At 65.5% G+C, this 24,218-nt stretch carries 24 protein-coding genes; 11 read left to right on the forward strand and 13 right to left on the reverse strand.

What is annotated here, in order from left to right; all coding sequences use genetic code 11:
- Positions 1-238 precede the first annotated feature (238 nt).
- The 3 genes from ACE10X_RS35855 to ACE10X_RS35865 are packed head-to-tail and all read right to left on the reverse strand — an operon-like array spanning position 239 to position 3,030.
- Entirely contained in the window at positions 239-1,219 is a 981-nt protein-coding gene (locus ACE10X_RS35855; protein WP_038382469.1) for a PDR/VanB family oxidoreductase, read from the reverse strand.
- A 12-nt stretch (positions 1,220-1,231) separates the two neighbouring features.
- Positions 1,232-1,984, reverse strand: a complete 753-nt coding sequence (locus tag ACE10X_RS35860; protein ID WP_038382468.1) for a GntR family transcriptional regulator — start codon at positions 1,982-1,984, stop codon at positions 1,232-1,234.
- A gap of 14 nt (positions 1,985-1,998) precedes the next feature.
- Complete coding sequence (locus tag ACE10X_RS35865; RefSeq protein ID WP_038382467.1) at positions 1,999-3,030, reverse strand: Rieske 2Fe-2S domain-containing protein; 1,032 nt, start codon at positions 3,028-3,030, stop codon at positions 1,999-2,001.
- A 156-nt stretch (positions 3,031-3,186) separates the two neighbouring features.
- Between ACE10X_RS35865 and ACE10X_RS35870 the strand changes: the two genes are divergently transcribed.
- The 8 genes from ACE10X_RS35870 to ACE10X_RS35905 are packed head-to-tail and all read left to right on the forward strand — an operon-like array spanning position 3,187 to position 9,944.
- Positions 3,187-3,948, forward strand: coding sequence for a GntR family transcriptional regulator (locus ACE10X_RS35870; protein WP_375763534.1), 762 nt, complete (start codon positions 3,187-3,189; stop codon positions 3,946-3,948).
- Positions 3,949-4,008: 60 nt separating this feature from the next.
- Positions 4,009-4,974, forward strand: a complete 966-nt coding sequence (locus ACE10X_RS35875) for an ABC transporter substrate-binding protein (protein ID WP_038382466.1) — start codon at positions 4,009-4,011, stop codon at positions 4,972-4,974.
- Between the two features lies 1 nt (position 4,975).
- Positions 4,976-5,731 carry an ABC transporter permease gene (locus ACE10X_RS35880; RefSeq protein WP_375763535.1) on the forward strand — a complete coding sequence of 252 codons (756 nt, stop codon included), beginning with the start codon at positions 4,976-4,978 and terminating at the stop codon, positions 5,729-5,731.
- Entirely contained in the window at positions 5,710-6,516 is an 807-nt protein-coding gene (locus ACE10X_RS35885) for an ABC transporter ATP-binding protein (protein WP_375763536.1), read from the forward strand. The genes ACE10X_RS35880 and ACE10X_RS35885 overlap by 22 nt, the downstream gene beginning before the upstream one ends.
- Positions 6,517-6,520: 4 nt before the next feature.
- Positions 6,521-7,324, forward strand: a complete 804-nt coding sequence (locus ACE10X_RS35890) for an ABC transporter permease (protein WP_375763537.1) — start codon at positions 6,521-6,523, stop codon at positions 7,322-7,324.
- 12 nt (positions 7,325-7,336) lie between these two features.
- Positions 7,337-8,002 (forward strand): polysaccharide deacetylase family protein, encoded by a 666-nt coding sequence (locus ACE10X_RS35895; RefSeq protein WP_375763538.1) that lies wholly within the window; start codon positions 7,337-7,339, stop codon positions 8,000-8,002.
- A complete protein-coding gene (locus ACE10X_RS35900) occupies positions 7,999-8,868 on the forward strand; it encodes a fumarylacetoacetate hydrolase family protein (protein WP_375763539.1) in 870 nt (289 codons plus the stop codon). Before ACE10X_RS35895 ends, ACE10X_RS35900 begins: the two co-directional genes overlap by 4 nt.
- 32 nt (positions 8,869-8,900) lie before the next feature.
- Complete coding sequence (locus ACE10X_RS35905; protein ID WP_375763540.1) at positions 8,901-9,944, forward strand: 5-methyltetrahydropteroyltriglutamate--homocysteine methyltransferase; 1,044 nt, start codon at positions 8,901-8,903, stop codon at positions 9,942-9,944.
- A gap of 98 nt (positions 9,945-10,042) precedes the next feature.
- Here the strand turns inward: ACE10X_RS35905 and ACE10X_RS35910 are convergent, their stop codons facing one another.
- On the reverse strand, positions 10,043-11,299 hold the full coding sequence (locus tag ACE10X_RS35910) for an acyl-CoA dehydrogenase family protein (protein WP_375763541.1): 1,257 nt from the start codon (positions 11,297-11,299) through the stop codon (positions 10,043-10,045).
- 189 nt (positions 11,300-11,488) lie between these two features.
- Between ACE10X_RS35910 and ACE10X_RS35915 the strand changes: the two genes are divergently transcribed.
- Positions 11,489-12,418: a helix-turn-helix domain-containing protein gene (locus tag ACE10X_RS35915; protein WP_375763542.1), complete on the forward strand. Its 930-nt coding sequence runs from the start codon at positions 11,489-11,491 to the stop codon at positions 12,416-12,418.
- A gap of 239 nt (positions 12,419-12,657) precedes the next feature.
- On the opposite strand, the gene ACE10X_RS35920 is transcribed toward ACE10X_RS35915, so the two are convergent.
- The 4 genes from ACE10X_RS35920 to ACE10X_RS35935 form a co-directional block, all read right to left on the reverse strand.
- The gene (locus tag ACE10X_RS35920) at positions 12,658-13,641 is read right to left on the reverse strand and encodes a DUF2778 domain-containing protein (protein WP_375763543.1); all 984 of its coding nucleotides are present in this window, start codon (positions 13,639-13,641) and stop codon (positions 12,658-12,660) included.
- 261 nt (positions 13,642-13,902) lie between these two features.
- Positions 13,903-16,269: a putative bifunctional diguanylate cyclase/phosphodiesterase gene (locus ACE10X_RS35925; protein ID WP_375763544.1), complete on the reverse strand. Its 2,367-nt coding sequence runs from the start codon at positions 16,267-16,269 to the stop codon at positions 13,903-13,905.
- A gap of 367 nt (positions 16,270-16,636) precedes the next feature.
- Entirely contained in the window at positions 16,637-17,047 is a 411-nt protein-coding gene (locus ACE10X_RS35930) for a DOPA 4,5-dioxygenase family protein (RefSeq protein ID WP_375763545.1), read from the reverse strand.
- 23 nt (positions 17,048-17,070) lie between these two features.
- Positions 17,071-17,691 (reverse strand): class I SAM-dependent methyltransferase, encoded by a 621-nt coding sequence (locus tag ACE10X_RS35935; protein ID WP_375763546.1) that lies wholly within the window; start codon positions 17,689-17,691, stop codon positions 17,071-17,073.
- Positions 17,692-17,876: 185 nt separating this feature from the next.
- On the opposite strand from ACE10X_RS35935, the gene ACE10X_RS35940 reads away from it, so the two are divergent.
- Positions 17,877-18,581, forward strand: coding sequence for a hypothetical protein (locus tag ACE10X_RS35940; RefSeq protein ID WP_375763547.1), 705 nt, complete (start codon positions 17,877-17,879; stop codon positions 18,579-18,581).
- A 22-nt stretch (positions 18,582-18,603) separates the two neighbouring features.
- On the opposite strand, the gene ACE10X_RS35945 is transcribed toward ACE10X_RS35940, so the two are convergent.
- Positions 18,604-19,257, reverse strand: coding sequence for a PilZ domain-containing protein (locus tag ACE10X_RS35945; RefSeq protein WP_038382455.1), 654 nt, complete (start codon positions 19,255-19,257; stop codon positions 18,604-18,606).
- 379 nt (positions 19,258-19,636) lie between these two features.
- Between ACE10X_RS35945 and ACE10X_RS35950 the strand changes: the two genes are divergently transcribed.
- Complete coding sequence (locus ACE10X_RS35950) at positions 19,637-20,449, forward strand: enoyl-CoA hydratase (RefSeq protein WP_375763548.1); 813 nt, start codon at positions 19,637-19,639, stop codon at positions 20,447-20,449.
- Between the two features lie 353 nt (positions 20,450-20,802).
- Here ACE10X_RS35950 and ACE10X_RS35955 read toward each other — a convergent pair whose 3' ends face one another.
- The 4 genes from ACE10X_RS35955 to ACE10X_RS35970 all read right to left on the reverse strand — a co-directional run bounded on the left by ACE10X_RS35955 (position 20,803) and on the right by ACE10X_RS35970 (position 24,214).
- Entirely contained in the window at positions 20,803-21,585 is a 783-nt protein-coding gene (locus ACE10X_RS35955) for an SDR family NAD(P)-dependent oxidoreductase (protein WP_375763549.1), read from the reverse strand.
- Positions 21,586-21,670: 85 nt separating this feature from the next.
- On the reverse strand, positions 21,671-22,588 hold the full coding sequence (locus ACE10X_RS35960; RefSeq protein ID WP_375764637.1) for a DUF1932 domain-containing protein: 918 nt from the start codon (positions 22,586-22,588) through the stop codon (positions 21,671-21,673).
- Positions 22,589-22,593: 5 nt separating this feature from the next.
- Positions 22,594-23,463: an ABC transporter substrate-binding protein gene (locus ACE10X_RS35965; RefSeq protein WP_375763550.1), complete on the reverse strand. Its 870-nt coding sequence runs from the start codon at positions 23,461-23,463 to the stop codon at positions 22,594-22,596.
- Positions 23,464-23,482: 19 nt separating this feature from the next.
- Positions 23,483-24,214 carry a TetR/AcrR family transcriptional regulator gene (locus ACE10X_RS35970; protein ID WP_038382452.1) on the reverse strand — a complete coding sequence of 244 codons (732 nt, stop codon included), beginning with the start codon at positions 24,212-24,214 and terminating at the stop codon, positions 23,483-23,485.
- Positions 24,215-24,218: the final 4 nt, after the last annotated feature.

Genomic DNA, 24,218 nt, shown 5'->3' on the forward strand with positions numbered 1-24,218 from the left:
GCGGTCTCGGTTCACCTCTCCCCGTTGGGGAGAGGTCGGATTGCGCTTGGCGATGCGAAGCATCGTCCAGTGCAATCCGGGTGAGGGCTCTTGCTCTCTCGATAGACCGTAACCCCTCACCCGATTTGCTGCGCAAATCGACCTCTCCCAAGGGAGAGGTGAACTTTCGAGCCGTTCCAGCTCAACCTAATCTCATCAGGCTTTAGCCTCGATCGAACGTCCACGCTGACCGGACGCGTCAAAGCGCGTCCGACCGATGCAGGGTATCGACCGTGATGGTGCCGCGGGCGCGCGAGACGCAGGCGCAGATCTTGCGGCTCTCCCGCTTCTGATGGCTACTGAAGAAGACGTCGCGATGGTCGATCTCGCCGTCGACATCGACCACGTCGAGTGCGCAGACCCCGCATTCGCCGCGCCGGCAGTCGCTCATCACCTCATGACCGGCTTCGTTGAGCACGTCCAGCATCGACCGGTCGCGCGGGATGACGAACTCGGTCCCTTCACCACTGAGCCGCACGCGGAACGGCTCGGTCGGCAGCAGCCCGCTCGATCCAAAGGTCTCGTAGCGCAAATCGGAGAGCGGGCGGCCGGATTCCTCCCAGGCGCGCCGCGCCGCGTCCAGCATCCGCATCGGACCGCAGAACAGCGTCATCGTGTCCTGCGGCAACGCCGCAAAGACGCGGTCGAGGTCGAGCCGCCCGCCCTCGTCGCCGGCATGGACGATGAGGCGGTCGCCGAGCGCACGCTCAAGCGTATCGAGATAGATCGCATCGCCGCGCGTGCGCACGGCATAGTGCAGCGTCACGGCGGCGTCGCGGCGAGTCAGCGCCTGTGCCGCACCGACGATCGGCGTGATGCCGATGCCGCCCGCGATCAGGCAATACTGCCGCCGCGTCCAGTCGAGCTGCACCAGCGAGGTCGGCAGCGTGATGTTGAGCCGCGCCCCCGGCGCGAGCGACCACAGGTAGCGCGAGCCGCCGCGGGAATCCGCTGCGTGCCGAACTGCGATCCGGTAGCCCTGCGGATCGGCTTCGCCGACCAGCGAATAGGAGCGGGTCTGCGGCTGGCCTTCGATGGTGACGCCGACATCGATATGGCTGCCGACGGGACAGGGCGCACCCGTGAAATTGTCCGGCCGCAGCAGGAATTCACGGATGCCGGGCGTGAGGTCGCGCACAGCGAGCAGCGTGGCGGATGTCCAGGTCTCGATGAATCGCATGGCGTTCTCCGCTCAGCCGGCTGCCGAATTGATCAATGCCAGCGCCGGCAACAGATCGAGATGGCTGCGGTTGCGCAGCGCCAGCCGCAGATTGCGTGCCGCAAGCCTTGCATGCTCGCGCATGATCGCCTCGGCGCGCGCACCCTCGCGGTTCTCGATGGCGTCGACCACAATGCGATGGTGATCTTGCGCGATCAGCAGGATCTGGCGCGCCTCGGGCAAGGCCGATTGCGCCATCACGAAGCCGCTCGGCGAGGCGAATGGCAGCGCCGAGGCGCGGTCGATCTGCCGGATCAGCGGCGGGCTGCGCGACAGCTCGGTGAGCAACGCGTGGAAGCGCGCGTTGAGCGCGACATAGGACGAAAAGGCTTCGACTGAAATCGGATCCTGCCGCACCAGGCCGTCGATCTCGTTGAGGCATTCCTTCAGCGGTTCGAGATCGCGCGACGAGACGCCGCGCTCGGCGGCGAAGCGCGCGGCCAGGCCCTCCAGCGTGCCGCGCAGCTCGATCGAATCGAGAATGTCGCGCTCGGAAAACGCCTTGACCATGAAGCCGCCGGAAGGGATCGCCTCCAGCAGGCCTTCCTCTTCCAGCCGGACCAGCGCCATCCGCACCGGCGTGCGCGATACCCCGGTGAACTCGACCGCCTGCAGCTCCGAGATCCGCTCGCCGGGCCGCAGGCCGCCGGAGAGAACGAGGTCGCGCAGCGCAAGCTGCGCCCGCACGGTCTGCGACACTGAGCGATCGGTTTCGCGTTCCGCCATGGGCCGCCCCTCGCCTACTCGGCAGCCTGCAGCTGTGGCGGCGGATTTTCCTTCGCCACCATGCGGTCAACGACGCGCCGCGCCCACATTGCACCGGCGTCGATGTTGAGATTGTAGAACACCCGGTCCGGATTCTCGTCCATCGCCCGCTGCTGCGCTTCCAGGATGATCTCATCCTCATGGAAGATGCCGGCGACGCCGTCGCGGATTTCCGAGGTCAGCCGCTGTTCGGTGATGCGGTGGTTGCGGACGAAGGCCCAGAAATAGTGGCAGGTCTTCTCGGTCTCGGGCGTGATCGTGTTCAGCACATAGCCGTTGACGCCCTGCGAACGATCGCCCTCCGGCGCGCCCGAACCGGCCGGCGCGACGCCGACGTCGATGTTGACGGTGCACGGCGCTTCGAAGCGGATAATCTGCCAGCGATCGACCGGGCCCGGCTTCTGCAGCTGCCTGGCCCAGAACGGCGGCGCCTCGATGCCCTTCATCCAGCGCGTCACGGTGACCGTCTTCTCGCCATGGGTGACGTCGAACGGCGCCTCGGCGACCGCATCATTGCCGATGCTCGAGCCATGCACGAAGGTCTCGTGCGTCAGGTCCATCAGATTGTCGACGACGAGGCGATAGTCGCATTTGACGTGAATGGTCTTGCCGTCGCCGGCCCAGGCCGGATCGTGGTTCCAGTGCATGTCGGGCACCAGCGCGGGATCGGCGAGCGCGGGATCCCCCATCCAGAGCCAGATGAAGCGGTGGCGCTCGACGACGGGATAGGCGCGCACGCAGGCCGACGGATTGATCGTCTCCTGCGAGGGCATGAAAGTGCAGCGGCCCTGCGCATTGTATTTCAGGCCGTGATAGCCGCAGACCACGGCATCGCCATCGAGCCGGCCCTTGGAGAGCGGCACGAGGCGATGCCAGCAGGCATCCTCCAGCGCCACCACCTCGCCGTCGCCCTTCCGGTACATCACGACATGCTTGCCGCAGATCGTCCGCGGCAACAGCGCATGCTTGATCTCGGCATCCCAGCCGGCCGCGTACCACGCGTTCATTGGAAAGGGTTTTGGCACTGGATCCTCCCTAATGCATCCCATGTGTATACATAACGTGCTTGGACGAGGCAATATCCGGCGATAAAGGCCAAAACTGACGCCATTCAGTATACATTCATATGAAATTCGAGAGTGTCTAAAAAAATCGATTTTCGATTGACGGCCACAAGACCGTCGGCCAGTCTGCCGGCCATGAACATCGGGTTGAGTTTTCGCGAGGGCTTGGCCGGCGACGGGCCGCGAAGCCTGACATCGGCGGTCCAGGAGCGGCTGCGGGCCGACATCCTGTCGACGCGGCTGCTTCCCGGCCAGAAGCTGCACATCGCCGGCCTCGCCAAGCAGTTCTCGGTCAGCCTTGCCGCCGTGCGCGAGGCGCTGTCGCGGTTGGTGGCGGATGGATTGGTACAAGCCTCGGATCAGCGCGGCTTCCGCGTCTGTCCGGTCTCGCTCGCCGACCTTGCCGATGTCACGCAGACGCGGATCGATATCGAGGGACTTGCGCTGCGGCGCTCGATCGAGCGCGGCGACGAGGCCTGGCTGTCGTCGGTCGCGGCGGCCTGGGAAGCGCTGAAGGCCGTGCCCTATCGGTTTCCCGACGATCCCACCGTGCATTACGAGGAATGGGTGGTCCGCCACCGCATCTTCCATCGCGCGCTGGTCAATGCCTGCGGTTCGCAATGGCTGCTCGGCTTCCGCGACGTGCTGCATGAGCAAAGCGAGCGCTACCGGCGGCTGTCGATCCGACGCGAGGTCGGCCGGCCGCGCGACGTCGAAGCCGAGCATACCGCGATCGTGGACGCCGTATTCGCGCGCGATGCCGATGCGGCGGTTCGCGCTTTGTCGGTGCATTTCAGCACCACCATGGAATTCGTCGAGCTCGCCGCTCCGCGCATTGCGGAGGTCAACGCCCCCACCTGATCCTGCGGCACGAGACGCGCCGAAAAATAACAACAATCGATATCCGGGAGAAACAGAACCATGAACATCACGCGCCGCTGTGCGCTGGCAACCCTGATCGCCACCACCGTGCTGGCCGGCCCGGCCTTCGCGGCCGACACGATCCGCGTCGGCCTGCCCACCAAGACCTATTGGCCGACGACGATCGCCGAGACGGCCGTGCGGCAAAAGCTGTTCGAGAAGGAAGGCATCAAGGCCGAGCTGACGATCTATCGCAGCGGCGCCGAGACCTTCGAGGGCATGGCCGCGGGAGCAGCCGACATCATCCTCGATCCACCGTCGCTGGTGTCCGCCGGCCGCAAGAAGGGCGTGATGTCGCGCATCGTCGCCAATGCCGCGATGGGCAATTTCGGCTGGCAATTGATGGTGCCGGCCAAATCGACGCTCGAGGTCAAGGATCTCAACGGCAAGAAGGTCGGGATCACCGCGGCGGGCTCCGGCTCCGACCTGCTGGCGCTGTGGACCATCCAGGACAGGAAGATCGACTTCACCCGCGTGCCGGTCGGCGGCGGCGGCCTGGTGCCGAACCTGCTCGCCGGCAATGTCGACGCCGCCGTGGTCTATTCGCCGCTCAGCTTCCAGGTCGCCAAGTCGGGCGAGGCGAAGACCATCCTCGACTATGCGACCGCGGCGCCGCCAAACCTCACCGCAGGCTGGATCGTGCTCGACAAGTTCGCCGAGGCCAAGCCGGAGGTGGTCCAGAAGGCCGTCAATGCGCTCTATGGCGCGCTGCAATTCATGCGCGCCAACCGCGACGTCACCGTGAAGCTGATCGCCGACCTCTACGAGATGCCGGCCGAGATCGCCGCGATGGAATACGACAACACCATCATGAAGCTGGAGACCGACGGCAACATGGGCGCGGCCAATGTGCCGGCGGCGGTGCAGCTGTCGCTCGATCTCGCCAAGCTCGGCGGGCTGAAGGACATCGTTCCGGTCGAGGACGTGATCTCGACCAGGTTCAAGCCGGTTCCGACCAAGCCGTAACATGCAGGTCACCCTGACCATCAAGCTGGCGCGGGTCGCGATCGTGGTCGCGATCTTCGCGCTGTGGGAGATGCTGTCGCGGACCGGGCTCGTCAATCCGCGCCTGTTGCCATCGGCATCGGACACGATGCTAACGCTCGGCGACCTCCTGCAACGATCGAGCGTCCGGACCGACCTTCTGGTGACCGCGACCGAGGTGCTGACCGCCTTCGCGCTGGCGGTGCCGATGGGGGCACTGATCGGGTTCCTGATCGCGGAGAACCGCTATTTTGCCGATGTCGCAAAGCCGCTGCTGTTCTTCGCCTTCAGCATCCCGAAATCGATCTTCCTGCCGATGTTCATCCTGGTGTTCGGCGTCGGTTTCGCCCAGAAGGTCGGCTTCGGCTTCTTCTCGACCATCTTCATCGTGATCATGTCGACCACGACGGCGGTGGAATCGGTCAAGGTCGAGCACCTGACGGTGGCCCGCTCCTATGGCGCCACGCGCACGCAGACCGCGTTCCGCGTCTATCTGCCGAGCATGCTGCCGGTGCTGCTGGAGGCGCTGCGGATCTCGATGATCTTCAACCTCACCGGCGTGATCCTCGCCGAGATGTACGCCTCGCGCGACGGCATCGGCCACCAGATCGCGACCTGGGGCGAGAATTTCCAGATGAAGCAGCTGCTCGCCAGCGTCGTGATGGTCGCCGCGATCGCCATGACCTTCAATGAACTGATCAGATGGGTGGAAACACGATGCAGCCATTGGCGAACGTGACACCGTTGAAGCCTGCCTCGCGCGCCGGCGCGATCGAGGTCAGGAATGTCGGCCAGGTGTTCCGCACGAAGTCCCAGGACGTCGTCGCGCTGGAAGACGTCTCGCTCGACATCAAGCCGGGGCGCTTCGTCGTGCTGGTCGGCCCGAGCGGATGCGGTAAGTCCACGCTGCTGATGATGATGGCCGGGCTGCGCGCGCAGACCGCGGGCACCATCACCATCAGCGGCGCGCCGATCCCGCAGCCCGACCCGAACCGCGTCGGCGTCGTGTTCCAGGAACCGAGCCTGTTTCCGTGGCTGACCGCCGAAGACAATGTCGAGTTTCCGCTGGCGCTGCGCGGCGTCGCCAAGGCGGAGCGCCGGGCCAAGGCGCAGGACGCGCTCAAGCTGGTCGGCCTCGAAGGCTTCGGCAAACGTCACCCGCACGAACTGTCGGGCGGCATGAAGCAGCGCGTCTCGATCGCGCGCGGCCTGGTGCAGGATCCGCCCGTGCTGTTGATGGACGAGCCGTTCGCCGCGCTCGACGAGCAGACCCGGATGACGATGGGCGACGAGCTGCTGCGCATCTGGGCCGCGACCGGCAAGACGGTCGTGTTCGTCACCCATAGCCTGACCGAAGCGGTCTACCTCGCCGACGAGGTGATCGTGATGTCGCCGCGGCCCGGCCGCATCGTGGACCAGCTGCAGGTCAATTTGCCGCGGCCGCGGACCTACGAGATGCTGAGCGGCGACGCCTTCGGCGCGCTGCGCGACCGCATCTGGCGGCACATCCGCAAATCGGCGTGAGACAATGATGAGCGCGAAAACACTTCGCCATCTGATCATCATCGGCCTGCTCCTGCTGTGGGAGCTGCTGCCGCGCACCGGGCTGATCCCCGAACTGTTCCTGCCGTCGCTGTCCTCCACCCTGCTCGCCGGCTGGAACGAGGCCGCCGAATACGGCCATGCGCTTGCGGTGACGCTTTACGAGGTCGCGGTCTCGATGGCGTTCGCTTGCGGCGGCGGCATCCTGCTCGGCGCCATCGTCGGCAGCCTGCCGCGCCCGCGTCTTCTGATCATGCCGATGGTCTCGAGCCTCTATGCGGTCCCGCTCGTGATCCTCTATCCCGTGTTCACGGTGTGGCTCGGCATCGGCTCGGAATCCAAGATCGCCTTCGCCTCGATCTACGGTTTCCTGCCGACCATGCTGGCGACCGCCGCCGGGATCCAGACCATCGACCCGCAACTCCTGCTCGCCGCCCGCAGCATGGGCGCGACGCTGAGCCAGCGGCTGGTTCGCGTCATCATTCCCGCGGCGATCCCGACCGTGCTGTCGGGCCTGCGGGTCGGCGGCGCGCTCGTCATCGTCGGCGTGGTGGTCTCGGAGATGCTGATCTCCTCGGCCGGCATCGGCTACCTGATCTCGCGCTACCGCACCATTCTCGACAGCCCGCACGTGTTCGCCGGCGTGCTGCTGGTGTTGTTCATGGCGATTGCCTTCAACACCGCGATCCGCTGGGTCGAGCGCAAGGCCGCGATCTGGCAGACCGGGACGCGCGCCGGCCAGAGCGCTGCCGACGAGGTCGGCTCCGGCGCGATGCAGCCGGCGACGTAAGGGAATCGCGACGTGTTCGACCTCACCTTGACGTTCGACAATGGACCGGAGCCCGATGTCACCCCGCTTGTGCTCGACATCCTCGGCGAGCGCGGCATCAAGACCACGTTCTTCGTGATCGGCGAGAAGCTCGCCGACCCCGCGCGCCGCCGCCTCGCTGCCCGCGCACGTGACGAAGGCCACTGGATCGGCAATCACACCTATACGCACAGCACGCCGCTCGGCGAGCAGCCCGGCGCTGATACGGCACAGCAGGAGATCGGCCGGACCGAGGTTGTGATCGGCGGGCTCGCCCATCCCGACCGCTGGTTCCGGCCGTTTGGCGGCGGCGGCAATCTGGACGATCGGCTGCTGAAGCCATCGGTGGTCGATTATCTCGCTCACAACAAGCACAGCTGCGTGCTCTGGAACGCGATCCCGCACGACTGGGACGATCCCGACGGCTGGACCGAGCGCGCGCTCGCGCGATGCCGCGCGCAGCCATGGACGCTATTGGTGCTGCATGACCTGCCGACCGGCGCGATGGCGCATCTCGATCGGTTCCTCGATCGCGCCGAGGCGATCGGCGCCCGCTTCCGTCAGGACTTTCCGCCGTCATGCGTGCCGATCCGCAACGGCGCCATCGCACTTCCCATCCAGACCTATGTTTCCTCCATCGAAGAGAGTGAGAGACCATGAAGATCGCAAGTTTCGAGGCGGCGGGTACCGCGAGCTACGGCATCGTGACCGATGCGGGCGTGATCGACGCCGGCAAGCGGCTGAAGGCGTACCCGACGCTGAAGGCGCTGCTGACGACGGGTTCGCTGAATGAACTGAAGAAGCTGCAGGGCGAGCGCGCCGATCACGCGCTGAAGGATGTCGAGTTGCTGCCGACCGTGCCGGATCCCGACAAGATCTTCTGCATCGGCGTCAATTATGCCACGCATCTCGCCGAGAGCGGCCATCCGACGCCGCCGCATCCGATGATCTTCACCCGCTTCGCCAACAGCCAGGTCGGCGCCGGCCAGCCGATGATCCGGCCGCTGGAATCCGAGCGCTTCGACTATGAGGGCGAAATGGCCGTCATCATCGGCAAGGGCGGTCGCCGCATCCCGCGCGAGGCCGCGCTCGGCCATGTCGCGGGCTATGCCTGCTACAATGACGGCAGCATCCGCGATTGGCAGCGTCACACCTCGCAATTCGCGCCCGGCAAGAATTTCGCCGGCACCGGCGGCTTCGGCCCGTGGATGGTGACGACCGACGAGCTCCCCGACATCAGCAAGCAGCACATCGCAACCCGCCTCAATGGCATCGAGGTGCAGACCGCGCCGATCTCGGACCTCGTGTTCGATGTCGCAACCCTGATCGCCTATTGCTCGACCTTCACCGAGCTGGTGCCGGGCGACGTCATCGTCACCGGCACCACCGGCGGCGTCGGCGCCTATCGCACCCCGCCGCTGTGGATGAAGGAGGGCGACGTCGTCGAGGTGGAGATTTCCGGCATCGGCGTGCTGCGCAATCCTGTGAAAGATGAAACCGCAGCAAGCGCAACGCGCGCGGCTTGATCTGGCCGCGCAACAACAAGAAGGAGGACATCATGAACCTGCCCAGGCACCTGTTGCCAACCACCGTCGTCGGCAGCTACCCGCAGCCGGAATGGCTGGTCGATCGCGCGATGCTGTCGAAGTCGGTGCCACGCACACGCATGCACGCGATGTGGCGTTTGCCGGCCGAGCATCTGGAAGAAGCGCAGGACGACGCGACGATCGTAGCAATCAGGGATATGGAGCGCGCCGGCATCGATATCGTGACCGACGGCGAGATCCGCCGCGAGAGCTACTCCAACCGGTTCTCCACTGCCCTTGACGGTGTCGATGCCGACAATCCCGCAATGATCACCGCACGCACCGGCAACACGCAGACGCCGGTGCCGCGCGTGGTCGGCCCGGTGAAGCGCAAGGCTCCGGTTGAGCTGCATGACATGCAGTTCCTGCGCAAGAACACCGACCGCGCCGCCAAGATCACCCTGCCCGGCCCGTTCACGATGAGCCAGCAGGCCAGGAACGAGTTCTACAAGGACGACGAGGAGCTCGCGATGGCGTTCGCCGAGGCCGTCAATGCCGAAGCCCGCGACCTCGAGAAGGCCGGCGCCGACGTCATCCAGCTCGACGAGCCTTGGGTGCGCAACAATCCGGATCTTGCCAAGCGCTATGCGGTGAAGGCGATCAATCGCGCGCTGCAAGGCATCAGCATCCCGACCGTGGTGCATCTCTGCTTCGGCTATGCGGCGGTGGTGCCGGGCTCGACCAAGCCGGCCGGCTATTCGTTCCTTGCCGAGCTCGACGACACCATCGCCGACCAGATTTCGATCGAGGCGGCACAGCCGAAGCTCGATCTCGGCGTGCTTAGGGATCTCTCCTCGAAAAACATCATGCTCGGCGTGCTCGACCTCGGCAATCCCGAGATCGAACCCGCCGCCGTCGTCGCCGATCGCATTCGCAACGGCCTGAAGCATGTGCCGGCGGAACGGCTGGTGGTCGCGCCGGACTGCGGCATGAAATACATGCCGCGGCACGTTGCGTTCGGAAAACTGAAGGCGATGTGCGACGCCGCCGCGACGGTCAGGAAAGAGATCGGCTAGAACGTTTTCGAGCGAAGTGGATACCGGTTCGCGTGAAGAAAACGCGTCAAAACAAGAATCTAGAGCCCCGTTCCGATTCCATCGGAACGGGAAAAGCTCTAGGCCGCACCCGACGCGGTCAGCGGGTCGTAACCCGGGCTCTTCAGGAGCGCATGAAGCTGACGGCGGCGCACACCCATGTTGCCGCCGTCGAACAGGGGATAGGCCATCGCGTCCTGGAGCAGGCCGGCGAGCGGACATTGGTGGTCGTAGCTCTCGATGCCGACCACACGCATCAAATCGGTGATCATTTTCACCGCGGTCTCCGATCCGAACACCTTGGCGTGCAGTGCGAGCTCGAAGGCACCGGGCGCATTGCTGTCCATGGCGTGACAGGCCTTCCAGCTCAAATAGCGCGCCGCCTCGATCGCCATCTTGGCATCGGCCAGCGCGTAGCCGACCGCCTGGTGCTCGATGATCGGCGCCGCGCCGCCGCGATTCTCGGTCCGGGCGAAGTTCAGCGCATAGTCGAAGGCGGCGCGCATCAGCGCGACGCCGAACACGCCGACCAGCGCGGCGGTACCCGCAAAACTCATCTCCACCAGTTCGAGCCCGCCGCCGGTGCGGCCAAGGACATTGTCCCTGGCCGTCCGCACCTGCTCTAGCCGAAAGCGCGGCGTCAGATGGGCGCGATGGCCCATCAGGTCGGCGGCGCGTTCGAGCACGATGCCCTTGATGCCGCCGGCGGACCGCGGCACCGCGATCACGGAGATCGCGCTGTCGGGCGCAGCCGTGGGATCGGTGCGACAGACCACGCAGATCAGGTCGGCGCCGTTGCCGTCCCAGCCGGTCGCGCTCGACACCCATTGCTTGGCGCCGGTGATGACCCATTCCTCGCCGTCGAGGCGCGCCGCTGTCCGCAAGCCGGTTCCCGGCACCGGCGAGGCGAAGTTCGCGCTGCCGCCGGGCTCGCTGAAGGCGAAGGCGGCGAGCGGCGTGCCGGCACGTTCGAGGAACGGCGCGATGAAGGTCTTCTGCTGCGCCGGCGAGCCCGCCAGCATCACCGGCATCAGGCCGAGCAGCGAGCCGAACAGCGTCAGCGAGACGTTGACATCGACGGCCTGAAACTCCTCGGCGACGACGGCCATGTCGAACACACCGGTGCCCTCGCCGCCGAGCGGCGCAGGGATCATCCGGCGTAGGAAACCGGCCTTGACCGCCTGTTCGTAGAACGGCCTGGTCGCGGCAAAGCGCTCCGCGGGCGTGGCGAGGTGGCGGGTTGCGTCGGCGACGCCCGAAAGCACGGTCCGCGCGAAGCTCCGGGCGGACATCTGCAGCTCGCGTTGTTCTGCGGTCAGGGTGAAATCGATCGGCATGGTCATCTCTCCTCCAGCGGGTCGAATGTCCGAAGGTGAGGCGCCGGGCCGCCGAAGTCATTGACGCCCGGTCCACGCCGGTTTGGCAAAATGTCCGCCTGACTGGCACGGCAATTGATTGTAAGCTCGTCGCCGGCTTCCGTCTTGGCAGGCAAACTTCGGCACGCGAACATGGGCGCTTCCTGGAATATGCACGATGTCGCACCGGCAGACCGTTTCGCCTATTGGCGCGAAGCGGTGCTGCGGACCTATCTGCCGCTCGAGCCGGAGAAGATCTCGGCCGGCGATTTCGACGGCGCGATCACCAGCATCGGCAGCCCCGCGCTGCCGTTGTCGCGGGTGCAGTCCGTGCCCAACGCCATCCACCGCACGCGGAAGGGAATCGGCAGCTTCCAGGACGGATCGTTCTTCGCCAATCTGCAGATCACGGGTGACGCCGTGGTCGAGCAGCATGGGCAAAAGACGCTGGCGCGGCCCGGCGACATCGTGCTGCTCGACACCAACGAGCCCTTCGCGATGCGGTTCGAGCAGGGCTGCGACCTGATCTGCGCCACGATTCCCGGCGCGCGGCTGCGGCGGCATCTGCAGCAAATGTCTGGCCGGCCGCCGAACGTCATCGCCGGACGCGGCGCGAGCCGTCTCGCCTCCGCTTATCTTGGCGCGCTGCGCGATATCCCCGACGATTTCGCGCTGGTCGACGACCTCGCCGCAAGCCAGCTCGAAAGCCTGCTGGTGCGGGCGACCACCATCGGCGTGCCGACGGCCGGATCGACGTCACCGCGCGAGGCGATGCTGCGGCAAATCCAGACCTTCATCCTGGACGAACTGCACAATCCGCAACTGTCCGCGAAATACATCTGCCGGCACCTGAACATTTCGCGCAGCCATTTGTTTGCCGTGCTCGCCGATGCCGGAACGACCCTCGCGGCGCATGTCCGCGATGCGCGGCTCCGCCACAGCCTCAACCAGCTTCGCGACCCCCGATTGACCGATCTTCCGATCGGCGAGATCGCGCTGCGCGTGGGATTCAAGAGCCACGAGAGTTTTGCCCGCGCGTTCCGCCGCGCCTATGGCGCAGCGCCCGGCGCGTTTCGCGCCGGAGGCGATGAGGCGCACTGAAGATTCAGGGGCTTGAAGCCCTCCTAGAGCAGGATGATTTTTGGTTGAATCCGCTTGCCGCGATTTCGGTTCACCTCTCCCCATCGGGGAGAGGTCGGATTGCGCTTGGCGATGCGAAGCATCGTCCAGTGCAATCCGGGTGAGGGCCCTCGTTCACTCGATAGACCGTAACCCCTCACCCGATTTGCTGCGCAAATCGACCTCTCCCAAGGGAGAGGTTTAGCGACGGTACTGGCCGCCTACGAGTTCGACGCCGCGCGGGTCGAGGCCGACTGGACATCCTTGATGTTGATGACGACGGCGATGCGCTTGACCGTGCCGCTGCGGTAGGCCTGCAGGAACTTGTCGTAGTGCTTGACCGAGATGCAGCCGTTGGAGTCGCCGTTCGGCCCGAGCATATAGCTGTGGACCAAAAGGCCGACGCGCCCGAAGGTGTCGCTGCCATCGACCGGGGTCATGCGCAGCGCGGGCACGCCGTGGAACAGCTTCTCGCGCGGCTTCATCTCATAGATGCCGGGCGGCGTCGCACCGGCGTTGCGGGCAGTCACATGCGCGGGATCGTCGAGCAGATTGCCGAGGCCTGAATGCGCCTCGAACTTGGTACCGTCGGGCATGTACACGATGCGGCCGGTGATGTCGTAGACGGCCGTGGTGCTGTCATAACCGAGCTTGCCGAGATCGGGGCTCGGACCGGACAACAATCCGTCATTCGGATCGAGCGAGGCCAGCTGCATCTTGCCCGGCATCATGTCGGCAATCTTCTGCAGGAATGTCCGGTTGTCGCCCTGCTGCACCGGCGCCTGTGGCGGCTGATCGTTACGTGCAAGCAGATTGGCCTCGGCCGGCCGCGACCGCGGCATCGGCACGGTGGACGTCGTCGCCGTGGTCGTGGCAGCGACGGACGCCGTCGCCGACTGGCTGGTCGGCAGTTCGGTCTGCGTGTCGCGCAGCTGGCCGGCCAGCGCGTCCTCGATCTGGCCGAACTCGGAATTGAAATCGCCGCGGCTCGAACGGAACCCGCGGCGCAGTGGATAATAGAGTGAGGCCGAATTGATCGTGGAGCGAGAGCCGAAGCGATCGTCGAAGTTCAGCGAGGCGGTGGTGTTGGCGAGCGCCGGACCGTGAAGCCATGCGGTGGGGTCGATGCCGACCATCCAGGCGGCAAGGCCAGACGACAGCGCAAGCGCGCTCACGGCAAATGCCGTGCTGCCCACCAGAGACATGCCGCGGCTCGACTTGCGCCGGGCAGGTTTCGTCGTTCGTTGACCCATCAATCCCCAAGTTCGGTGCTCTGGGGCCTGTTACCCGGCCCACCGGGATTCACCGATCACTCATCATATCAGGGAATTAGAGTAAGGCATAATCGAGACAAAACGGACAACGAGAGGTTTTTTAAACGTTTTTCGGATTGAAAGTGCCGGAGAATCAGCCTCGGGCGGGCTGAATTGACAGAAAAGGTCCCGATTCGGGACGATTTCGGCGACTCAGGCGATCTTTTCTTCCCAGAGGGTGAGCACCGGAACCGGCTTTCCGATGGCGTAACCCTGGGCGTAGTCGACCCCGATCTGGCGCAGCTCGTCCAGGATCGCGAGGTTCTCGACGAATTCCGCGACCACCTGCTTCTGCATGATCTTCGCGGTCTTGGTGATCATCTCGACCATCGCCCGATCGACCTTGCTGTTCAGGATCTCCTTCACGAACGAACCGTCGATCTTGATGATGTCGACCGGCAGGTGCTTCAGATAGGCGATCGAGGACATGCCGGTGCCGAAATCGTCGAGCGAGAAGCTGCAGCCGATCTCGCGCAGCCGCGCGATGAACTTCTGCGCCTCGTCGAGGTTCGAGATTGCGCTGGTCTCGGTGATCTCGAAACACACCGATGCCGGCGAAACGTCAAGCTGCGCGAACAGCCCGGCGACGAAGTCGACGAAGTCGCTGTCGCCGATGGTGGCGCCGGACAGGTTGATGGCGTAGCTGGCAATCTTGCGCGGCTGGTGCTTGCGCTCGGCGATGATCTCGAAGGCGCGGCGAACCACCCAGCGGTCGATTAGCGGCATCAGCCCGTAGCGTTCGGCGGCGGGCAGGAAACTGCCGGGCGGCACCAGCGCGCCGCTCTCGTCGCGCAGGCGCAGCAAGAGCTCGCGCCGGTCGTTGCCTTTCAGTGCGCCGTTCACCGGGCGGATCTGCTGCTCGTAGAGGCAGAAGCGCTCCTCGTCCAATCCCTTGCGAATGCGATTGACCCAGCTCATCTCGGCAACGCGCACCGCCATGCCGGTGTCAGACGGACGGTGCTCCTGGACGCGGTTGCGTCCCTTGTCCTTGGCAAGGAAACAGGCGACGTCGGCAAGCCGCAACGCGTCCTGCACGCCGGCGCTGTCGGCCAGCCCGACCAGGCCGATGCTCGTGCTGATCCGGAAGCTCGACCCCTCATAGACGAAGTTCGACTGCTCGATCACCGCCCTGATCCGCTCCGCAACATCGGCAGCGACGTCGTGCGTCGCGGAACCGTCGTCACGCAGCAGAATGCCGAACTCGTCGCCGCCAAGACGCGCGACAAGGCCGCTGCCGCCGACTTCGGCCGCGAGCAGCCTCGCCACCTGCTTCAGCAACCGGTCGCCCGCCATGTGGCCGCAGGTGTCGTTGACGATCTTGAACTGATCGAGATCGATCAGCATCAGGTCGGCGCCCATGGCCGGAGAGCCCGACATCGCCTTGTGCAGTTCGAACTCGAACTGCCGCCGGTTGGCAAGGCCGGTGAGCGCGTCATGCGAGGCAGCCCACGCCAATTCCTCGACCAGCCGCCGTTCGGCGGTCATGTCGTGAATGATCATGACGCGGCCCGCCGGTTCTCCGGCATGCACGATCGGGGTCTCGACCACCGAGACCGGCACGCTGGGATGGTCCGGCCGCACCAGGAGCTGCGGCCGGCTGTCGTCGTCGGCGTCGAACGATCCGCGCACCGGCTGCTCGGCAATGCTGAACAGCGACGCCAGCGGCCGTCCCGTCGCCTCCTGCCCTGCTGCGATGAGCCGCTGCGCGGCGGCGTTCATGTAGTCGACCCGATCGTCCTGCGTGGTCACGATGACGGCATCGCCAATCGACGCCAGCGTGAGCTGGGCGCGCTCCTTCTCGACCGCGAGCGCGGTCTCGGCGAGCCAGCGCCGCCACAGCATCCGCCGCGTGTGGACCAGCACGATGGCGGCAAGGCAAGCCGCGATCACGAGGTTGACCAGCAGCAGCAGCGCGGAGACCTGGCGCGACGCCTTGCCCAGATGATCGGAGAAATCGACCGCAAGCGTGCTCAGCGCGGCGTCGACCGTACCGATCCGCTCGGCCCAGTGCCTGATGGTCGCAGCCGACGGATCGTGCAGCGCGACGTCGTTCGCGGCCTCGTTCCGGATCTCAATGAGCTGATCGAGCAGCGCATCCGAATTGCGCCATGCCGTCACCGCGCCGGCCACGTGGTGCATCTTGCGGAAATATTTGAACAGCCAGATCAGGCCGCCGATGTCGTCATCATGATTGCCTGCCCTGGCGAAGCCGGCCCTCGCCACGGCGTCATTATTGCCGGGCGATTCCAAGGCGAGCCGCGCCGTACGATCGGCCAGCGGCACCGCGATCGCGGCATCGAACTTCTGCAGATAGAGCGGCGCGCCGGTGCTGACATAGGTCTGCAGGTAGTGGATGGCGTCCTTCTGCCCCTTCGACCACATGCTTTCGCCGGCCACATAGGCCCTCACCGCGGACATCACCTGCAGGCTGCCGGCAGACAGGCCGCCCAGCAGCAGCACGATGGCCAGCAGAGGTCCAACCACCCGCCACAATGACCAGCTACGAAACGAAAAAAACATGCCCAATGCGCCCGACCCTCAAATTTATCGGGTAAGCGTAGGAACCGTGACTTAACCTCACGTTGCAAAACGCGATGAGTTTGAAACGACTTGGCTGCCGCACAATTGCGTCAAACTTTACCCATCCCGGACAACCCCCAGGGCAATCGCATATGGAAAGAAATCTATCGGGCAGCGTCCTCGCGGCCATCCTTCGAGACGCCCGCCTTCGGCGGGCTCCTCAGGATGAGGGTCTTGTTTTGCGGCACAATAGTAGACCCTCATGGTGAGGAGCGCCGCTTGTGGCGCGTCTCGAACCACGAGCCGAGCTACCTCCGCAGCCGCCGAAGGGTCATATGCGATTGCCCTACGGACAACCCGGAGGCGCTCAGGGACGCAGTGTCGGCGACGTGTTCGGCACCGGCGCCTGCTCCATCTCGGCCTCTTCGGGCAGCTTGTCGGCATGGACGGCGAGCGGCGTGCCGATCCAGAGCGGATCGTCGTGGTGGTCGCGGCGCGGATTGGTGGTGTTGGGATGGACCAGGATGCTCAGACTGCCGTGGTTCAGCATCAGCCACGGCACCAGGGTCGGGAATAACTCGGCCGCAAACGCCACCTGATACATCGCCTGATCGTGCGGGCCAACCTTGACGTCGTGCCAACGTCCGAGCGTGACCAGGAAGCGCTCGCCGATCCAGTCGCGCAGCCGTTCCGCCTCGCCCCGGCTGGTCGCGGGGTCGTAATAGACATGGGCGTGGTAGCTCGCGATCTCGCCGATCATCCGTGGCGCGTCCGTCATCTCACCTCTCCCTGCGCGGCCGGTCACTTGCGCCGCAGCACACTGAACTGGAACGACTGCGTCGCGCCCCAGGGCGTGACGTGCCGGTGCGCCTCATGCGCGATCAACTCGAATGCCGGACCGATGGTCACGCTGAGCGTTGCGGGATCATAGCGCTGGACCGGCAGGCCGCTGCACTTCTCCGGGCCGTCCAGCGCGAAGGTGCCGATCACGGCGTGACCGCCTGCTTTCACGCCGCGATGCAGCCGGTCGAGATAGGCCGCGCGGTCTGGTTCCTCGACCAGGAAGTGAAACGCCGCGCGATCGTGCCAGATGTCGAAGGCCTGCTGCGGCTGCCAGACCGTCGCGTCACCTACGATCCAGTGCACCGCGTCACCTGCTGCGCCGATCCGCTCCCGCGCGCTGGCCAGCGCCGCTTCGGAGAGATCGAGCAGGGTCACATCATGAAAGCCGCTCGCCAGCAGCGCATCGACAAGTCGCGAAGCTCCGCTGCCGATGTCGACGATCGAGGCGTCGCGGCCCGGTGCGATCGATTCGATCAGGCGCAGCGATGGCTGCGGATCGGCCTGCGACCAGCTCACCTGCTGCTCGCCCTTGGTCAGATAGACGGCCTGCCAATGCGATTGCCGATCAGAAGCGGTCATGGCGATAGGTCCCGAAAGCGGCAACAACCTGCGTTGCGCGCCATTAACCATCAGCTAGGCGCGGCGGTCTCTCGCGTCAACCGGCAGCGGCGGGCACGCACGGCGGCGCAGCAGCAAATGCCGCATTTGCTTCGCCGCATTTTCCAACTAACCTGATGGCCGGGTTGAGATCAGGGCGTCCGGGGATGGCCAATTTCGGCTGGACACGCGGCAACAAGCCTGCACAAGCGGAGGATGCCGCCAGCGATTTGCGCGGCCTCAGCGATCCGGCGGCGTTTCTCGCCGCGCTCGACAAGGTGGTCCCGCGCTATCTCGATCTCGCCGACAATGGCGTGCTGGTCTATCCGGCCTGCAAACGCAAGTCCGGCGATCTGCTCGGCGACATCGGCGCGATCTGGGAGCACACGCGGCTCGAGGCGATGCGCTATGTCCCGATGGTGCCGCGGCAGGACATCTCGCTGCTGGTCGATCCGGCCCGCCAGGCGGAGATGATCGATGCTTTCCTGCGCCAGCGCGCGCACGACAAGACCGTCGTCGATTTCACCGGCACCGCGATCGAGGATTACGGGATTGCGATCTATGCTGGCCTGAACTGGCTGAACCATTGCGGCGCGCTCGTGGGCGCGGATCCGCAAAAGTTCTCCGGCACGTTGCGGAGCTTCCGCAGGGTCATGGTGGTCGCCCAACAGTGGTGGGCGATCGACGGCGCGGCCGAGCGCTGCCGGCAGCTGCTGGAAGCGCGCGAACGGCCACCGCTGGTGTTCTTCCTGATGTGGGCCGAATGCACCAATTTGGCGCGCGAGATCGCGATCGCGGCGGCCGGTAGCGCGGCGACGGAAGACAGTATCGCGCGCATGCGCGCGGCCGATGATCCGGAGCAGCTGACCTAGAGAAGCCGGCGGAGCCCACCCGTCAGGCGACGGGGTCCGCGTCGGCGGACACCAACTGCAATTCCTTGGATTTGCGCGAGATCAGGCGGCCGAGATCGCCCTGCTTGTAGGTCTCGACGAACTTGATGGCGAAGCCGTTCGGCAGATGCCGGACCACCCGCCCGACGCAGGCGCCGATCGCAAGCGGCATGCCGACCGGCGGCTGCGCCTCGGAGGAGACCGCCGCGCCGGACAGCGACATGTCGATGATGAAGCAGCTCTGCATGGTGCCGTCCGCCAGCGTCAACATGGCATGCGGCGCGACCGGAACGAAACGCGGGTTGTTGCGCGCCTCGCGGATGCTCGGATCCTTTTGCTTCTTCTCGATCCAGGTCAGCTTGTCGGCGAACTTCTCACGCATGGCATGCGTCATCTCGAGCTCGAGCAGGAAGCTGCCGCTCATGGTTTCGGTGATGCAGCCGTCGAACTTGCCGAACTCCTCGAAATACGAAGTCAGCCGGTCGCCGACCTTGCCGACGACGGGCACGTCCACGATCATCCGGAACGGCGAAACGCGCGTGGTGCGGCAAGCGAAGGTGCGCAATTTACCCTGCGCATCGTACCAGTTCGGCAACGTGTAGCTGCCGTTGACGGTGATCTTCACCGCGCGTTGCTTGAGAAACTTTTCGACGGACACGACTGAACCTCGCCCGAGGCGATGTGAGTGCACGGAGGGCTGGATTGACCGGCTTCACTGCCGGTCCGGTGGTGGGGACGTTCGCTACCGACGCGGTGGCAGCGGGGAGCTGCGGCACGTATCCCAGCGCGTGGCGGATTGGTCCTGGCGCGCAGGCGCGTACAGCCATACCGTCGAAAAACTAGGAAAAAGTTAAACCGGGACGGAGCGCGGGGCGGCGCACTCTATGGCGCAACCGTTTCGCGGCGGTTTATTTTGCGAGCCGTACAACTACCGGGAGAGTTGTCGCCCGGCAATGCAATCGCGCCGTGCTCCAAACCGCCTGCCTCGGCTGTCGGACAGGTGCTAGCCTTCGCCGAAATCAGACCGGACCCCTCATATGCCAAACGTGTCAAATAAATCGCTTGCCGACGGCAAGATCCTGCAAGACGTCGTCGACGGCGTCGGCGTCATCACCTTCAACAATCCCGACAAGCGCAATGCGATGTCGCTGGAGATGTGGGAGGGGCTCGGCGAGGCGCTGACGGCGTTGCGCGACGATCCGGCCGTCCGCGTCGTGATCCTGGTCGGCGCCGGCGACAAGGCGTTCGTATCGGGCGCCGATATCAGCCAGTTCGAGAAGACCAGGCACAACGCCGAGGCCTCCGAGGAATATTCACGGCGCAGCGCCGCCCAGCGCGCCCTGCTCGCCGACTATCCGAAGCCGACCATCGCCTGCATCCGCGGCTTCTGCCTCGGCGGCGGCATGCAGGTCGCGATGCTGACCGATATCCGCATCTCCGGCGCCAGCGGCCAGTTCGGCATTCCCGCCGCCAAGCTCGGCATCGCCTATGGCTATGACGGGCTGCGCCATCTGGTGTCGCTGGTCGGCCCGTCCTGGGCGCGGCTGATCATGTATACGGGCATGCGGATCGACTCCGCTGAGGCGCTGCGGATCGGCCTCGTCGATCGCGTGCTGCCGGACGCCGAGCTCTGGGACGCGACCATGGAGATCGCGCGCACCATTTCAGGCAACGCGCCGCTGGCGATCAAGGCCGCCAAGATCACCATTGCGCAGGTGCTGAAGGATCCCGCCGATCGCGACATGGCCGCGATCAAGCAGATCGGCATCGAATGCATGGACAGCGCGGACTTCCGCGAAGGCCGCAGCGCTTTCATGGAGAAGCGCAAGCCGCAGTTCAAGGGCCGGTAGCCATCCGGTGTCATCACCCGCACTTGCTTTCGCGGGTAATGACAGCTGAGCATAAGGTAACAACGGTGGTCCCTCCCGTCGTGGTTGCCACCCAACACACTGTCATCGCCCGGCTCGACCGGGCGATCCAGTATTCCAGAGGCGGTTGTGCTTGAGCCGATGGGCCGCAGCGTACTGGATCGCCCGGTTAAACCGGGCGATGACAGATGATGACGTCGCGCGATTTCCGAATAATAGAATAATACCGCCGATTTGCCCGACGCGTCAAGTCGCCTGGTCGAACGCCGGCCGCCGCCGGCTACTTTGCATGGGGTTGTTTTCGATATTTTGGCAATGTGCTCGCGATTGAACCCCTACTTCTTCTCGCTGACCGGCACCGTGTAGTTCAGGATCAACCGACCGCCGTCGGGATAGATGGTCTGGCCGGTGATATAGGAGGCATCGTCGCTGGCCAGGAATGCCACGACGGAGGCGACCTCGCTCGGCTCGCCGCAACGGCCGGCCGGCGTGCGCGACAGCACGCTGCGCCGCGCATCCTCGGACGAGAAGATCGCCGTCGCCACCATCTCGGTCAGGATCGTGCCGGGTCCGACCGCCACGACCCGAATGCCGTGCGGCGCGAGCGCCACGGCGGCGACCGAAGTGAGCTGCTTCATCGCGCCCTTGGACATCGCATAGGTCGCGAGCGAGGGGATCGCGAGCAGCGCGTTGACCGAGGACATGTTGACGACGACGCCGCCACCGCCCTGCGCGATCATCTGGCGCGCCGCAGCCTGAACCCCGAAGAACGCGCCCTTGAGGTTGATCCCCATGACGTCGTCGAACTCGGCCTCGCTGATGTCGAGGAAGTCGCGGTTGCGCGCGACGCCGGCATTGTTGACCATGACGTCGAGCCGGCCGAATTCCTTCACCGCGGTCGCGACGATGCGATCGACATCGGCACGCTTGCTGACGTCGGCCTCGACCGCCCGCAACTGATCGATATGTCCGAGTTCCTGGGCGGTGTGGACAAGCCCTGCAGCGTCGACATCCGAGATGACGACCCTGGCGCCGTCGGACACGAAGCGCGCCGCGCAGGCCTTGCCGATGCCGCGTGCCGCCCCGGTGATGGCGACGACCTTGCCGGAATTCTTCATGGGAGTGCCTCCAGAACAAACGGTTCATGGAGCAATAGCGCATTGCGCGTCGGCAGGGAACGCGGCGGATTCTCCGGGCGAGACCTCAGGACTTGATGCGCGCGAGAATCCGGTCGGCCTCGGTACGCCAGTCGGCGCTGCGGGCGAAGTCCGGCGTTCCCCTGGGTCCGAACACGCCCTCATCGGCAAGATCGGCGATCCAGCCCTGCCGCTCGGCGGTCGCAGAGGCGGACCATGGCGTCAGCCCGGCCTCGCGCACGGTCTCCGCCACCTCGCGCACCTCCTCGGCGCGCCGCCGGCCGTGCTCGATCACCCGCTGAAAGAAATAGGCGCCCTGCTTCTCCCAATCGATGCTCGGGAAGGTCTCCTTGAGCGAGGCGAGCACCGCATCCTCGACGCCATAGGCGCGTGCGGTGGTGAAGCTCTCGATCACCATGGCCTCCAGCCCCTTGATCATGATGCTGCGGCACATCTTGACTGCCGAGGAGACGCCAAGCTCGTCGCTTGCGACCTTCGCCGCAAAACCGAGCGCGACCAGCAGCGGCGCGAGCTCCCGCGCGCCCTGCCCGCCGAGCAGCAGCGGCACCTTGATCCGGTACGGCGGCAACGAGGTCATCACCGCGCCCTCGACATAGCGACCACCGGCGCCGTCGATGTGCGCCGCCGCGCGCTGCTTGGCCCCGGGCGAGGCCGAGTTGAAATCGAGAAACCAGACGTCGTTCCGGATTGCGGGCGCGCAGGCCGCGGCCACCGGGACCGCCTGGCTCGCCGTCACCGCCGAGATGATGAAATCGGCCCGCGCCGCGAGATCGGCATGGGATTGCGCGAGCTCGACGCCGATCTCCGCCGCGTGCGCGCGTAGCGCAGCGCCCTGCTCGCGGTCAAGCTTGATATCGTAGGCCGAAACCCTCACGCCCTGCTGGCGCAGATCTTCGGCAAGGATGCGACCGACCTCGCCATAGCCGAGCATGCCGACCTGCCATTGCCGCGGATCGCCGGAGATTGTCATCAGTTCAGGTCCCGTGTTGTGTCGTCGAACAGCTCATCGACCGTGACGCGCCGGGGGATCAACGCCTGCTGCACGCAATAGTCGATGATCAGTTCGAGCGGCTTGCGGTTCGCCGCAACGCCGAACGGCAGCAGGTCCGGCATGCCGGGCGGGCCGGCCTCTGCCTTGCCGCGCTTGAGCAGATCGTACAGGCTCCGCACCACGTCCGGCCGCGATGTCGCGAGCTGCTTCGTCACTACCACCAGATGGTTGACCGGCACGACGCCGTGCCGCACATACCACCGCGCGGCCTCCGCCGCCGGATCGGCGAACAACGGCTTGAGCGCCGGATCGCTCGATGTCTCGCCGAGCACAGCATCGAGCTTTCCGTCCCTCAGCACCTGAATGATAGTGCTGCCCTTCGGCGCACGCGCGGTGCTGTCGACATATTCCGCAACATGTGGATCCTCGAACGTGACCCAGTTGACCCTGTCGAGGTTCACGCCATGGTCATTGGCAAGGATGCCGCGCATCCATGCCCCGGTCGTGGTCGTGAACGAACGGATGCCGACCCGCTTGCCTTCGAGATCGGCAGGCAGGAGCGTGCCGCGGTCGGCGCGATAGAGCGCGTGGCCGTGCTGGAAGCGACCGACCATCGCCGCCGGCAGCAGCACCAGCGGCTTGCCGTGCGCCCTTGCCATCAGATAGGTCACGATCGCCATCTCGCAGACATCGAATGCCTGCTCGCGCACCATCGGCTTGAACGCGGCGTTGGTCGGCGTGAATTCGGTGAAGTCGAGATCGAACAGGTCGGAGCGAAGCTCACCGTTCTTCACCGCCCGGATGTGCGGATGATTGCCGAGCACGGCGCGTAGCCGAAGTTTCTCCATCGCGACAAACTCCGGACGTTCAGGTCAACGCTCGGCCCGGATTTGCGCCTGGGATCTTGCGCGGCGCCCCTCCGTCGAGCGGCGCGGCCTGCAACGCGGCGACGGTGGCGCGCACCAGTTCCTCGATGGCGTGGCCGGCATCGGTGCCGTCGGCGCTGCCGCGCGACAGGCGCGAGACGCGCTCCGGCGTCACTAGCGTGTAGTAAAGCGCGCCGAGCAGGAAGTGGCTGCGCCAGACCAGATCGGTACGCGGAATATGCGGCAGGCTTTCATGAATCGCGTCGATGAAAGCATGACTGGTGTCGTCGAAGGTCTGCGCGATGATCTTGCGCACGACCTCATTGCCCTCGGCCGACATGATCGCACGCAATCGCGTGAACCGCGTTCCGCCGCCTGCAAGATCGCTGCCGGACGTAAAGGCCGGCAGCACGTAGGCGCGCACGATCGCCTCCAAGCGGTCCTGCAGATCGCGCACCCGCCGCGCCGCCGCCAAAAGCTCGGAGCGCCGCCGGTTCATCGGGCCGCAATGGCGCCGATAGATTTCCAGCAGCAGGCCGTCCTTGGTCCTGAAATGATAGGTCACACTGCCCGGATTGGCGCCGGCGGCCTGCGCGATGTCGCGCACCGAGACGGCGTTGAAGCCGTAGGTCGAGAACAATTCCTCCGCCGCGGCGAGGATCGCCTCGCGCATGTTCGGCTTGCGGGTGCCGGCGGCGGCCTTCACGTCAGACCTGGCGGGTTTGCGGACCATATTT

This window comes from Bradyrhizobium sp. Pha-3, from assembly GCF_042258325.1.
Lineage (GTDB): Bacteria > Pseudomonadota > Alphaproteobacteria > Rhizobiales > Xanthobacteraceae > Bradyrhizobium > Bradyrhizobium elkanii.